This is a genomic window from Paenibacillus sp. FSL H8-0282 (assembly GCF_037963825.1).
Lineage (GTDB): Bacteria > Bacillota > Bacilli > Paenibacillales > Paenibacillaceae > Paenibacillus_AQ > Paenibacillus_AQ odorifer.
This window is the reverse complement of the sequence record NZ_CP150146.1, coordinates 4,917,856-4,930,493: the sequence shown is the minus strand read 5'-3', so window position 1 is coordinate 4,930,493 and position 12,638 is coordinate 4,917,856. Positions and strand designations below refer to the sequence as shown.

At 44.6% G+C, this 12,638-nt stretch carries 13 protein-coding genes and 1 riboswitch; of the genes, 10 read left to right on the top strand and 3 right to left on the bottom strand.

The features are described 5' to 3' along the window. The first annotated feature begins 15 nt into the window (after positions 1 to 15). The 3 genes from NST94_RS21400 (at position 16) to metE (ending at position 4,314) form a co-directional block, all read left to right on the top strand. Positions 16 to 639 carry a DedA family protein gene (locus NST94_RS21400; protein ID WP_036682974.1) on the top strand — a complete coding sequence of 208 codons (624 nt, stop codon included), beginning with the start codon at positions 16 to 18 and terminating at the stop codon, positions 637 to 639. Between the two features lie 50 nt (positions 640 to 689). Next, positions 690 to 1,550 (top strand): undecaprenyl-diphosphate phosphatase, encoded by an 861-nt coding sequence (locus NST94_RS21395; protein WP_339281238.1) that lies wholly within the window; start codon positions 690 to 692, stop codon positions 1,548 to 1,550. A gap of 99 nt (positions 1,551 to 1,649) precedes the next feature. Further along, positions 1,650 to 1,856: riboswitch (cobalamin riboswitch) on the top strand. Between the two features lie 154 nt (positions 1,857 to 2,010). Then, positions 2,011 to 4,314 (top strand): 5-methyltetrahydropteroyltriglutamate--homocysteine S-methyltransferase, encoded by a 2,304-nt coding sequence (gene metE / locus NST94_RS21390; RefSeq protein WP_339281237.1) that lies wholly within the window; start codon positions 2,011 to 2,013, stop codon positions 4,312 to 4,314. A gap of 146 nt (positions 4,315 to 4,460) precedes the next feature. On the opposite strand, the gene NST94_RS21385 is transcribed toward metE, so the two are convergent. After that, positions 4,461 to 4,613, bottom strand: coding sequence for a DUF1540 domain-containing protein (locus NST94_RS21385; RefSeq protein ID WP_076098619.1), 153 nt, complete (start codon positions 4,611 to 4,613; stop codon positions 4,461 to 4,463). A 428-nt stretch (positions 4,614 to 5,041) separates the two neighbouring features. On the opposite strand from NST94_RS21385, the gene NST94_RS21380 reads away from it, so the two are divergent. Continuing rightward, the gene (locus tag NST94_RS21380; RefSeq protein ID WP_179086311.1) at positions 5,042 to 6,157 is read left to right on the top strand and encodes a DUF4349 domain-containing protein; all 1,116 of its coding nucleotides are present in this window, start codon (positions 5,042 to 5,044) and stop codon (positions 6,155 to 6,157) included. A 91-nt stretch (positions 6,158 to 6,248) separates the two neighbouring features. Here the strand turns inward: NST94_RS21380 and msrA are convergent, their stop codons facing one another. Beyond that, a complete protein-coding gene (gene msrA, locus NST94_RS21375) occupies positions 6,249 to 7,235 on the bottom strand; it encodes a peptide-methionine (S)-S-oxide reductase MsrA (protein WP_339281236.1) in 987 nt (328 codons plus the stop codon). A gap of 102 nt (positions 7,236 to 7,337) precedes the next feature. Then, positions 7,338 to 7,955 carry a VTT domain-containing protein gene (locus NST94_RS21370; RefSeq protein ID WP_339281235.1) on the bottom strand — a complete coding sequence of 206 codons (618 nt, stop codon included), beginning with the start codon at positions 7,953 to 7,955 and terminating at the stop codon, positions 7,338 to 7,340. Positions 7,956 to 8,118: 163 nt separating this feature from the next. Here NST94_RS21370 and NST94_RS21365 point away from each other — a divergent pair, with 163 nt between their 5' ends. The 6 genes from NST94_RS21365 (at position 8,119) to NST94_RS21340 (ending at position 12,634) form a co-directional block, all read left to right on the top strand. Then, positions 8,119 to 9,054, top strand: a complete 936-nt coding sequence (locus NST94_RS21365; RefSeq protein WP_076130694.1) for a Gfo/Idh/MocA family oxidoreductase — start codon at positions 8,119 to 8,121, stop codon at positions 9,052 to 9,054. A 23-nt stretch (positions 9,055 to 9,077) separates the two neighbouring features. After that, a complete protein-coding gene (locus NST94_RS21360) occupies positions 9,078 to 9,401 on the top strand; it encodes a hypothetical protein (RefSeq protein ID WP_076184188.1) in 324 nt (107 codons plus the stop codon). Between the two features lie 124 nt (positions 9,402 to 9,525). Beyond that, positions 9,526 to 9,843: a helix-turn-helix domain-containing protein gene (locus NST94_RS21355; protein ID WP_036682958.1), complete on the top strand. Its 318-nt coding sequence runs from the start codon at positions 9,526 to 9,528 to the stop codon at positions 9,841 to 9,843. 211 nt (positions 9,844 to 10,054) lie between these two features. Then, positions 10,055 to 10,780: a hypothetical protein gene (locus tag NST94_RS21350; protein WP_339281234.1), complete on the top strand. Its 726-nt coding sequence runs from the start codon at positions 10,055 to 10,057 to the stop codon at positions 10,778 to 10,780. Between the two features lie 297 nt (positions 10,781 to 11,077). Next, a complete protein-coding gene (gene ric, locus NST94_RS21345; RefSeq protein ID WP_339174572.1) occupies positions 11,078 to 11,773 on the top strand; it encodes an iron-sulfur cluster repair di-iron protein in 696 nt (231 codons plus the stop codon). A 150-nt stretch (positions 11,774 to 11,923) separates the two neighbouring features. Beyond that, positions 11,924 to 12,634 carry a hypothetical protein gene (locus tag NST94_RS21340; protein WP_339281233.1) on the top strand — a complete coding sequence of 237 codons (711 nt, stop codon included), beginning with the start codon at positions 11,924 to 11,926 and terminating at the stop codon, positions 12,632 to 12,634. Positions 12,635 to 12,638: the final 4 nt, after the last annotated feature.

Here is a 12,638-nt window from a genome sequence, read left to right as displayed (position 1 = left end):
AATGGGGGTAACAAGATGCAAGCATGGATTACAGATTTTATGGAGCAGTTTGGTTACTTCGGTATTTTTCTGATGCTGGCCTTTGAAAATATATTTCCACCAATTCCTTCAGAAGTGATCCTGCCCTTTGGAGGATTTATGACCACTACGACGAGCTTAACGATCCCTGGTGTAATCATTGCTGCCACGGCTGGATCACTACTGGGTGCAGTAATTCTCTATTATATTGGCCGATTATTGGATGTGAGCCGGTTAGAGAAGCTGGTTGAACGCTGGGGGGGCCTAATTCGCGTCACTAAAAAAGATATCCACAAGGCTGACGCCTGGTTTGATAAATATGGCTATTGGACTGTATTGTTTTGTCGGATGGTTCCGCTGGTCCGCAGTCTGATTTCGATTCCGGCGGGAATGTCGGGCATGAAATTTGGAGTATTTATGATCTTCACAACGATTGGCACATTGGGATGGAATTTGCTGCTTGTGCTTATTGGCGCGGCATTGGGCGAATCCTGGGAAGACATTGCCATGTACATGGATGTGTACTCCAATGTAGTCTATGTACTAATTGCTGGCGGATTAGTTATCCTTGGGTTTCTGTACTTCCGCAAACGCAGCCGGAGAATGAACACTGAGGGCTAAGCGGGTAGAGGACTGATAATAGAAATGACTATTAAAAAGGAGGGAAACACATGGAGCTATTAACGATTATTAAAGCCATTATTTTGGGGCTTGTTGAAGGTTTAACCGAATTTGCTCCAGTATCCTCCACGGGTCATATGATTATTGTTGATGATATGTGGCTGAAATCACAGGAGTTATTTGGACAATATACGGCAAATACCTTCAAAGTAGTTATTCAACTGGGTTCAATATTAGCGGTTGTTGTGATTTTTAGAAATCGGTTCATTGATTTGTTAGGCTTAAAGCGTTTCAGCCGTAAGCAGTTGGATCCTGTAACAGAGGAGCTACCGCAGTTGGAGCAGAGCGGGCACCTCAAGCTGACTCAGGTTCTGGTAGGGTTAGTGCCTGCAGGTGTGTTAGGTGTTCTGTTTAATGATTATATTGATGAGCATTTATTCTCTACCTCAACGGTGTTAATTGGTCTAGTGATAGGGGCTGTATTAATGATTATTGCCGATCTGTTTGGGCCGAAGAAGGTCAGAACTGAGAGTGTAGATCAGATTACATACAAACAGGCACTTGGTGTAGGTCTTGTACAGTGTTTTTCGTTATGGCCTGGATTTTCACGCTCGGGCTCGACGATTTCTGGTGGCGTACTCCTCGGGATGAGCCATCGTGCCGCTGCTGATTTTACGTTTATTATGGCAGTACCCATCATGGCAGGTGCCAGTCTGTTGTCACTGATGAAAAACTGGCAATATTTCACCATGGATGCATTGCCGTTTTTTATCGCAGGCTTTATTAGTGCCTTCCTATTTGCGCTGTTATCGATGCGATTCTTCTTAAAACTGATCAATCGTATCAAGCTCTTACCGTTTGCTATATACCGTATAATTCTTGCTGCTGTAGTATATTTCGTATTTTTCTAAGTCCGTTATAAGGAATCGATATAACAGAAGCCCCAGTAATCTATTGCAGATTGCTGGGGCTTTCACGTATGATGACATCAGATTAAGACACTCAAATGATGAATGATATCGGAGACAGGTGCTGACCGGAAAATAGTAATTCGGTAGGCTTAATAGGGAAATTCGGTTCGAAGCCGATGCGGTCCCGCCACTGTAACGGAAGAATCTCGAGCAACAGAGGTCACTGGCAATTTACTTCTGCTGGGAAGACTGCTCAAGATGTTGACGCCGCTAGCCAGGAGACCTGCCTGTTTCAACAGCACTGCTTCACCTACGGAAGATAGGGAGGTGTTAGACGTTAACCATGGGTATATCATGGGCGTCTTTCCCTTTGACTTTTTTAGGGAAGGGCGCTCTTTTTTATAGGAAAGCAAGTAGCTTTGGAGTTTGAAATAAGAGATGGAAGAGGGAGTGTATCGAGATGACGAATAAAGTAAAAGTAAGTAATCTTGGATATCCGAGAATCGGAAAGAACCGCGAGTGGAAAAAGACACTGGAAGCCTACTGGCAGGGGAAAATAAATGAAGAGCAATTCCGCTCCGAAATGGCAGCAATTCAGCTGCAGCATTTGAAGACCCAGCAAGAGGCAGGAATTGAGCTTATTCCGGTGAATGATTTTACTTTTTATGACCATGTGTTGGATACGGCTGTTATGTTTGGAATTGTACCTCCACGGTACACGTATGATGGCGGCGACATCGGGCTTGATCTTTATTTTGCAATGGCCCGTGGTAATACTGAGGCTACTGCCTGTGAGATGACCAAATGGTTCAATACGAACTATCACTATATCGTTCCAGAGATCGGCACACAAACACCACGCCTGACTGAAAATAAACCTCTAGCGGCTTATCGTTTTGCTAAATTGCAGGCAGGGATTGAAGGTAAACCGGTACTTTTAGGTCTGTATACCTTCCTTAAGCTGTCCAAAGGTTACGCAGCGGCAGATATCGCCAAGATTGCTGCACGTTTTGTTCCAGTCTATGTTCAACTGCTACAGGAACTGAAGCAAGAAGGGGTAAGCTGGGTACAAATCGATGAGCCAGCGATTGTTACAGGCATAAGTAAAGAAGAATTAACACTGCTTAACTCGATATACACAGAAATTGCCGGCTCCGTGCCGGGCTTGAATATTATTTTACAGACGTATTTTGAAGCTGCTGAACCGTTGGAGGCACTGCTAGAGTTGCCTGTTCAAGGCTTGGGTCTTGACTTTGTGCACGATGGTGGAGCGAATCTGGCTTCTATCGAACGTCTTGGTTGGCCGAAGGACAAATGGCTGGGTGCCGGAATTATTGATGGACGGAACATCTGGCGTTCCGATTTAGACGCTAAGCTGCAACTGGTAGAAAAGCTCAGTGTTCATGTGCCGCTTGATCGTCTTATTCTTCAGCCTTCTTGCAGTCTGCTGCATGTCCCAGTCACCGTTCAAGGTGAGGTGAAGCTGAAGGCGACAGTTAAGAATGCGTTAGCTTTTGCCGATGAGAAGCTTGCAGAGCTTAGTCTGCTCGGAGCAGCCCTCGCAGATAAAGGAGAAGCTTCTAAAGCAGCGCTGGCCGCTAGTCGTGAAGCTATTGCAGCATTCCGCGCACTACCTGAGCGTGGCCGTAAGGATGTGGCGGAGCAAGTGCTTGCACTTGCAGCTTTGCCGGACCAACGCAGTTTGCCTTTTGCTGAACGCTTAAAGGTGCAGCAAGAGAAATGGCAGCTTCCACTTCTGCCAACCACTACAATTGGTAGCTTCCCGCAGACAGTAGAAGTGCGTCAGGCGAGATTGAAATGGCGTAAAGGGGTCTGGAATCAGGAGCGTTATGATGGATTTGTTCGTGAGCAGATCGCGGATGCAATTACCTTCCAAGAAAAGCTAGGTCTGGATGTTCTGGTCCACGGTGAGTTCGAGCGTACAGATATGGTGGAGTTTTTCGGAGAAAAGCTGGACGGATACTTGTTTACTAGTAATGGCTGGGTTCAATCCTACGGCTCCCGTTGCGTTAAGCCACCGGTGATCTACGCGGATGTTGCATTTATACAGCCTATGACTGTTAAAGAAAGTGTCTATGCACAATCGTTGACGAAGCTTCCGGTTAAAGGAATGTTGACGGGTCCTGTAACTATCCTCAATTGGTCATTTGTACGTGATGATCTCAGCCGGGAAGAGGTAGCCAATCAAATTGCTCTTGCCCTTCGCCATGAAGTAAAAGCGCTAGAAGATGCAGGCATCGAAATGATTCAAGTGGATGAGCCGGCTATACGTGAAGGACTTCCGCTTAAGGCAGAAGACCGTGAGCATTACCTGAACTGGGCAGTGAAGTCGTTCCGCGTTGCTACGAACCATGTGAAGGCTACGACACAAATTCATACGCATATGTGCTATAGCGAATTCAATGACATGATCGATTCCATATCGGCTATGGATGCTGATGTAATCTCCATTGAGACTTCACGTAGCCATGGGGAGCTGATTATCAGCTTTGAGGAGCAGGCCTATGATAAAGGAATCGGTCTTGGAGTGTATGACATCCATAGCCCGCGGGTTCCGGCTGTAGAAGAAATGACGGCGAATATCGATCGTGCGCTGCGGGTGCTGGACCCTGAACAGTTCTGGATTAATCCGGATTGCGGTCTGAAAACACGTGGCTGGCAGGAGACAGAGGATGCACTACGTAACATGGTAAGCGCTGCTGCTATTGCGAGGGAAAAGTCAGGGGTTATTGCATCAAAATAGATATAAATAAATTAGAGCCAGGATAATTTACCCTGGCTTTTTAGTTCACTTATTTTTTTATAATCAGCTACTTGATAATAATTCTCAATCTTGTTAGAATGAAAAAGAAAAAGAAGGAACCGTGGAGGGTCCCTTCAGGCATTTACTTATTTACTTTCGAAAGTTTTGCAATCTGTTTCTTCTGCGCGTTTTGGTTCTTGGGAGCTGTGGAAAGCTACGAAGATCGATTCAGCGCTGCATTTGTTCTCTTCTGCCCAGTGGGTGCAGGAGTTAACTTCACAAACTACGTCTTTTGCCATGAGGGTTCACCTCCCCTTATAGTAATTGATAGTATCATTCAATGAACGGCTCTGTTTAGCAAGGTGGAGCTTGTCTCAACAAAGCCGTGTCACGCCCTCATTCATTATGAATAGAGGGTATTTGGCTTTTTTTACTAGGTTAGACGTGGTAATTGTACCAAATAATGAGTTTGTAAGCAAATGAGTTCTTTAACTTTCGGGTCACCTTCCCACATCAAAAATATGTCCAATAAGAGCCGCAGAAATGCGGCTTTTTGTGTATTCAACATGAAAGACCAAAAGAAATTTACCGAAATTCCATATTCCAGTGCAACCTTCCAAGTTTTGGGGCGTTATAGAAATGAGAGACGGAAGAGATCTGTACAGAACATGACATTCCGTAACGTTACAATGCTAGGGATAACCACTACACTTTTGGAGGAATGAGAATGCGCAAATGGGGTCTGCATTACTTATGTTTATTAATTCTTGCGGTGGTATTGGCAGGTTGTGGCTCGGGTGATAACAATTCGGCGGCAGACAAATTAGCTGGTGACGGCGGAAATACGAGTAATTCTGCTGCAGCAACCACTGAGCAATCTTCGAAAGCTACATTAGCGGATAAGAGCACCTCAGCAGAAGCTGAGACAGCAGCGGGAGGCAACGAAGCCCCAGTTGAAAAAGGTTTGACATCAGAGAACACGGATCAAGGGAACGCGGGATTCACGGGCAGTGATGTCGTGGAAGGGTTGAACAAGAAGCTAATCTATCATGCCAATCTGACTATGGAAGTAGAAGATTACGGTAAAGCTCAGACTGAAATCCGCAACATGGTAACGATGGCTAAAGGATATATTATAGAGTTTAACGAAAACATGTCGCAATATGAGCAAGGAGGGACGTTTATCCTTAAGGTGCCTGCCTCCGGGTTCTCTCCTTTTCTGAATAATTTGGAAAAAGTAAAACACGAATCGCTACAGCGCAGTATTCAAGGTCAGGATGTCTCGGAGGAGTATGTTGATCTGGAGTCGCGTCTAAAGGCAAAGCAGTTAATGGAAGCTCAATACACAGAGTTTATGAAAAAAGCAACGAAATCAAGTGATCTGGTCGCCTTTGCAAACGAGCTTGGTTCGATTCAAGAAACGATTGAGCAGATCAAAGGCAGAATGCGATATATAGATCAGAACGTATCTTTTTCAACGGTAGAGCTTAGAGTGTACCAGACGGATGAGAGCTTAGCCGTGAAGGAAAAGGCAGAGCAAGGTCCATTGCTGGAACGGGCATCGGATGCTTTAAAAGGAAGCCTGAACGCACTATCTGTTATGTTTCAGTGGATTTTTGTAATTCTTGCAGGCGCATTGCCGATTCTAATCGGTGCGGGCATTATTTTAGTCATCGTTTGGTTTGCCCGCAAAAATATCCGTGCACGACGGGAGCAGCAGACCCAGCGGATACGGCAGGAAAATCGGGAACTGAACAAGGAGATATTCCCTGCACCAGCAGAGCCAACGGTGACAACCTCAATAAAGGATAAGAAAGCTAACGAGGACGAGAATAAAGAATAAGCTCCTATGAATTAAAAAGCCTCCAATTCATGGTATACCGTGAATTGGAGGCTTTTCTATAAGACAGCACAGTATTTCGCCTTATCGAAGATTAGGCAGGCTGGAAGAGTACACGATACTCGCCATAGCCCTCTTTCTCCAGATCCTCTTTGGGTATAAACCGCAATGCCGCTGAATTAATGCAGTAGCGCAGGCCGTTTTCCCCTGGACCATCGTCGAAGACATGACCTAGATGGGAATCTGCTACTTTGCTGCGCACTTCTGTGCGAACCATCAAATGGCTGAGATCCGTCTTTTCCTTCACGGCGTAATCGCGAATCGGACGTGTAAAGCTGGGCCAGCCACAACCGGAATCGTATTTATCCTGCGAACTGAATAATGCTTCACCAGATACGATATCTACATAAATGCCTTCTCCGTGGTGATCCCAAAAATCATTTCGGAAAGGTGACTCTGTAGCGCTATTCTGAGTGACTTCATATTGAAGTGGCGTCAGACGTTCTTTCAAGCTTAGTTTGTCTTCTTTATGTGTCCAGTGGGTTTCGATAAAATCCTCTCGTCCGGAACCCTTACGGTAACGTTTGTAGTGGCCCGGGTTCTTACGATGGTAGCCCTGATGATATTCTTCGGCAGGATAGAAGGTTGCTGCCGGGAGGATCGGGGTAACAATCGGGCTAGCGAATCGGCCGCTTTCTTGCAAAGCTGCCTTGGAAGCCTCTGCTTGTTGCTTCTGCTCTTCAGAATGGGTGAAGATAGCCGTTCCGTAAGAGGTGCCGCGATCATGGAATTGTCCACCCGCATCGGTTGGGTCAATTTGCTGCCAGAATAACTCAAGCAGCTTGTTATAAGGGAAAATTTCTGGATTGAACGTAATTTGTACGGCTTCAACATGTCCTGTAGTTTCGGAGCATACCTCTTCATAGGTAGGATTCACTGTATGCCCGCCAGTATAGCCGGAGACGACACTAATAATGCCTGGCAATTCCTCGAACGGCGAGACCATGCACCAGAAGCATCCACCTGCAAAGGTTGCTTTTTCCGCCTTGGAATTTATATGGTTAGTCTGATGTTCACTCATTAATATCCCTCCATTCATGTAATGCAATTAAATAGATCACAATCTAATTATAAAGCAAATAACCACAGCCTGCCAGCTTACGCCAAATAAGCTCTCTGTTACCTAGTATTTTTTTACTTCCTGTGAACTGTAACGAAAGCTTAGTCCGGCTATAATAAGCACAATGGCATAAACAATGATGGCTATAATCGCATTACCTGGGTTCTGGAACAGTTGATCCCCAAGGAAGGCATACAAGGCGATGCCTGGGATTTTTCCAATAGCTGAGGCAGCAAGATAACTCCAGAAGGGCAGTCCGGCTGCTCCGGCATAGATGTTAACTGCTGTCTGCGGGATAATCGGCAAGAGACGTGCTAAGACAATAGAAGCAAAGGGCCGCCGTTCTATGCCTTTTGTGAATTTTTCGAGTAGGGGAATAGAAGTCAGATAAGCTCTCGCTTGATCTTGAAATAAGAACTTCACTACGCCGAAAAGGAATGCGGCAGCAAGGGTTGTAGCTACCCAGCAAATTAAAGCACCTGCCAAACTTCCGTATGCATAACCAAAAAATCCGATGACCGCTTTGTACGGTACAACTGGAAAGAGAGCCAGTAAAGTTGCGATCCCTATAGAGCCGAAAAGATTATGATCCTCTTTCATCCAGCTAAGGATGTCATATCTGTAGATAAACGCAAGGATTGTGCCCGAAACATAAAGAATAATCGAGAACCATTTTCTCATAGCTAATATACCCTTTCTTCCACTCATTCATCTCATCATACGGGATAAAAAGTAAATATTGAAGTGAAGATCATTGTCGGCGAACGCCAAGCAGGTATAATAGCATTTATAGAGAACAAAGAGAGAGATAAATTCTTGAATTATAAAGAGGGGAGTTAAATCAGTGATCGTTTCTGCACGCAAAAGAGTCGCCATCATCGGGATTGGCAATATCGCCCGCAAAGTATATTTGCCACTGCTCTCTCAGCATGGACAAGTTGAGGTAGTGGGGGTTCTCAGTCACTCATCCACAACAGTAGAGCAAGCTGTTAATGCCTACCGTTTTCCTAAAGGAACGACAAATTTGGACGAGCTGTTGTCTTGGGACCTGGATGCAGTATTTGTGCATAGCCCAACGACGACCCATTATGATATAGTAACAAAATGTCTCGAACATGGGATTTCGGTGTATGTAGATAAGCCGCTGTCCTATGATCTGGAAGAATCCAGAAGGATGGCAGAGCTGGCAGAAAATAAAGGGCTGCTGCTAGGCGTGGGCTTTAATCGGCGGTTTGCCCCAATGTATGTCACTGCCAAGAGTTGGCTCGAGGAAGCCGGAGGCATTAGCCATTGCCATGCGATTAAACATCGCACAAAGCTGCAGTTAGGCAGCAGCCGTGAGACTGTGCATGACGACTTGATTCATATGCTTGATCTGCTGTTATGGTTATGTGGAGATCAGTATGAGCTGCTTCGCAGTAATCTTCAATCCAATGGAGAGGGGCGACTTGTGCAGGCATCTGGAATGCTGGGTTGGGAGCAAGGCTCAGTGGGGATGTATAGCATGCTTCGTGAGGCGGGTGTTGATTTGGAGAAGCTGGAGCTGCACGGTAATGGACGTTCGGTGGAAGTGGCAGATCTGGACCAAGCCATCCTATATGAAAAAAATGCTTTGCCACGGACCCAGGGCTTTGGAAGCTGGGATACGGTGCTGGATAGAAGAGGTTTTGGTGGAGTGGTAGATCATTTCCTGAACAATATAAATACACCAGAGTTATGCAGTATTGCTGCTTCAGCAGTTCTGCCTAGTCATAGATTGGCAGCTCAGCTTGCTGAATGAGGTCTCTAAGAAAGGAGTAAAATATGGAAGACAACCGTAAATTAGTGGAGGAACAAATCATCGAAAGCTATAAGCGTGAGGAAGAGATGATGATCCTTGTATTCGCCCAGTGGTGCGTGAATCAAGGACTCGACCCGCACAGTTTATATTTACAGGCTTATCCACAGCAAGAAGGGAATGAAGCCTTGCGAAAAGCGCTTGCCCTAACGGTTTCTGCGGAGGAAGCAGGGGATATTTCTGATGACACAGTTCTGGGCGTACTCTCCTTATTCGGAAATGATGACTTGGCGCAAATCGTGACAGAAGCGATCTCTAAAAGGGAATCTAAAGCACATACAGGGGATTGACAACGAGGATATAATGATAATGTCAGATGAACTTTTTTTAGTAAACGATGTTCATCAGGGATGAAATGTGTTAATATTATATATACTAACTAATAGTAAGTTTCGCTAGTGAGAGGTGAGAACAATGGAAGAACATCAAATTTCGATGTGTCCCAGATTTGAGACAGCCTTCTCTTTCTTAGGCAAACGTTGGAATGGACTTATTATTCAGACATTGATGAGTGGACCGAAGCGGTTTAAAGATATTTCCGGCCTCATTCCTTCAATGAGCGATAAGATGCTGTCCGAGCGGATGAAGGATTTGGAAGGTGAGGGTATTCTGGTTAGACATGTATACCCGGAAACACCTGTGCGTATTGAATATGAACTAACAGACAAAGGCCGTGCGCTGGAGCCTGTTATGCAGCAGATTCAGTCTTGGGCTGAGAGCTGGGTAGAGTAGAAATCAAAGTCGTGTTGTGGCCCTTTTTCCTGAAGAACGGAGGAGGGCTTTTCAATTTTTAAATAAAAACCTTGCACAGATCGAAAAAATCTGTAATATAATAGAAAAAACGTTGTATGTTCCTTGCATGGAAACGCTTGCAATATTGGTTTTTGCTCAAATCTACTCAGCTGGAGTACAGGCATAGCAAAACTATTAGGAGGCGAGGGAGATGAAGACCACCCTGTTTTCCCGGGAAATAACGTATGGAAAAAAGGATGTTGCTGAGCTGGAGAACGCTTCGATCAAAGTACAGCTCATCTATGACAAGACGTTGTTCATGCTGCATAGCCATCTTCCAGATTCCTTATGGGATGCGTGGATTGGCGTGCCTTACAGCATTATCTCTTCACTCTACAAAGGCAACAATGATAGCGGGACTATTTTTCAAAAATGGATTCAAAGTCCTTCTGGCTGGAAATGTATCGGCTGCGAACGGCATTGTCTGGAGTCGACGGAACCTCTTCAAGAAGTGAATGTGGCGAGTAATCAACGACAATATAAGTTCCATAATGGCATTCGCCAAAGCATGGTGCTACAAGCCCTAATTTGGTCCATGTACGAGAATACCGTATTATTCAAACCCTTTTTAGGGGATGAGCCCTTTTTTGATGAAGATGATTTGCATACGATATCCTCTTATTTCGTGCCAACTTACCTTAATGATCTACGTCTTCTGGAGCAGTCTAAGCCTTGTAAAGAGTACAAAGATCAAAATGTAAATATATATCAGGAATGGATATCCGCCCCTGACCTTGTCCTCAAATGGAACGGAGGCCTAACAGAAGGCAGATGGATGACTGGTGTTTATATGGATCACTCCCGCTTTGCTGGTTTAGGACCTTATTTGAAGGACGCAAAGGGTAAGCGAACGTATATGCAGGCTTATGTTCAATAGAAGATACAGATTTGGTGTGACCAATTAGATAAATGTAAGACAAATAACATTATTGATGCCCGTGTGGTAAACAAAGGACAGGTCAATTGTGGGGATTTATCTCCATAATTGACCTTTTTCGTTCAACAAAGAGATACAATTTTCGTGAGTACAATCACAAGTCAAAACTCCTTTCAGGGTTAAGGTGAACAGGTAGAAAAGATTTTTTCAGAACCTGATCACATATCCCGAGGAGGAACTATTATGGAAACTAAACAACCTAATGATAGAATTTCGGATTTACAGCATAAGCAATCGGTGCAACCTGGATTTACTCCAGATGCCCTGGTAAAAGATATTGTGCTACAATTCCCAAAAGCTGCGGATTATTTCAAGTCCAAACGGATTGATTTCTGCTGTGGAGGCGCCAAACCTCTTGCTGAAGCAGCTGTAGAGCGTGGACTAGATCAAGAGATGATCATTAGTGATCTCAACAAGCTGTTCGAGGAATATCCGGTACCTCAAGAAGAACTCGCATGGAACACAGCACCTTCTGCAGAGTTAATCGAGCATATCGTGAGTAAACATCACCATTACCTGCGTGAAGAGCTGCCCCTGATTAGCCAAAATGTAACTAAGGTATACCGGGTTCATGGCGGAGATTCCCCTCATTTAGAAGAGTTATATAGTTTGTTTAATGCACTCAAGGAAGATCTGCTTCAGCATACAGCTAAAGAAGAGGAAGACGAGTTTCCAAAATTATTAGCGTATGATGCCAATCCAAGTGAAGAAGGGCTGACCATACTTCGTGAGGCATTAGTTAACCTTGAGAGTGAACATGACACAGCAGGCGATATATTGAGACAAATACGCAAAATAACAGCTGATTTCACCCCACCGGCTCATGCTTGTACAACCTATCGTTTGACTTATGCCCGGCTAGAGGAGCTGGAGAGCATGACTTTTGAACATGTTCATCTGGAGAATAATATATTGTTCCCTAGATTCCAGTAGAAAAAATGAGTTTTCATAGAGTCCCTTAGGGGACTTTTTTTATATTTGAGAACAAAGCTTATTTACGTTATTCTTAAATAGACAGTATGCATAACTTACTACAAGCCTGAGACGCTGTGTGGTCATTAGGCGGGACAAGGCGGTGTCACTATGCCCACGAAATATATGTGGAGGTTGTTACTAGGATTAGTCATCGTATTCATAATAGGTGGGTGTTCCACTCTTGCTGACATTAATAATGAAGGGAATAATGGCTTAGCAGGATCAGACGGGCCTACGCTTTCGCTTATCGTTGCGGGAAATGACTTGCTTACCAACCCTTTGGACAAGCAGCTTAGCGAGAGCTACAGAAAAGGGATAACGATCTTTGACCTACTGAAAGGTAGTGGGAAGGCCACCTTTTCTGAGGATAACACAAGCATTCTAACGGTAAATAATATTTCACTCGGTCCAGGAATGAATTGGGAGCTGCAAATGGATGGGGAGACCATTGGACCTGAGGATTGGAATCGAACAGTCGGGCATGAATCAAAATTAGTAATTACGGCGATGTCTAAGGAACAAGAGGAACCCCTTCAAATTGTGTTGTTGACCGTGAATGGTGGAAGTGAGCAAGTGAATTTGAATCATTCATATGTTATGGGATTTACTGAAGATTTAACAGTGAGAGGTTTGTTGAAGAACAGCAGTGTGGTGCAGTTGACCGAAGACAACAAAAAGGTGTTATCCATTGGTGATTATACTCCTCTTAGCAATGAAGTTTGGAAGATGAAGGTGAATGGGAAGCAGCTGCTTGAGAATGGAATGGACATGAAGCTTAGAGTGCAGGATGAATTGGAGATTTTATTGGCTATACGTTAAAAAA

Coding starts and splice junctions, on each gene's coding strand:
- NST94_RS21400 (WP_036682974.1), top strand. CDS start 16: ATGCAAGCATGGATTACAGATTTTATGGAGCAGTTTGGTTACTTCGGT.
- NST94_RS21395 (WP_339281238.1), top strand. CDS start 690: ATGGAGCTATTAACGATTATTAAAGCCATTATTTTGGGGCTTGTTGAA.
- metE (WP_339281237.1), top strand. CDS start 2,011: ATGACGAATAAAGTAAAAGTAAGTAATCTTGGATATCCGAGAATCGGA.
- NST94_RS21385 (WP_076098619.1), bottom strand. CDS start 4,613: ATGGCAAAAGACGTAGTTTGTGAAGTTAACTCCTGCACCCACTGGGCA.
- NST94_RS21380 (WP_179086311.1), top strand. CDS start 5,042: ATGCGCAAATGGGGTCTGCATTACTTATGTTTATTAATTCTTGCGGTG.
- msrA (WP_339281236.1), bottom strand. CDS start 7,235: ATGAGTGAACATCAGACTAACCATATAAATTCCAAGGCGGAAAAAGCA.
- NST94_RS21370 (WP_339281235.1), bottom strand. CDS start 7,955: ATGAGAAAATGGTTCTCGATTATTCTTTATGTTTCGGGCACAATCCTT.
- NST94_RS21360 (WP_076184188.1), top strand. CDS start 9,078: ATGGAAGACAACCGTAAATTAGTGGAGGAACAAATCATCGAAAGCTAT.
- NST94_RS21355 (WP_036682958.1), top strand. CDS start 9,526: ATGGAAGAACATCAAATTTCGATGTGTCCCAGATTTGAGACAGCCTTC.
- NST94_RS21350 (WP_339281234.1), top strand. CDS start 10,055: ATGAAGACCACCCTGTTTTCCCGGGAAATAACGTATGGAAAAAAGGAT.
- NST94_RS21340 (WP_339281233.1), top strand. CDS start 11,924: ATGCCCACGAAATATATGTGGAGGTTGTTACTAGGATTAGTCATCGTA.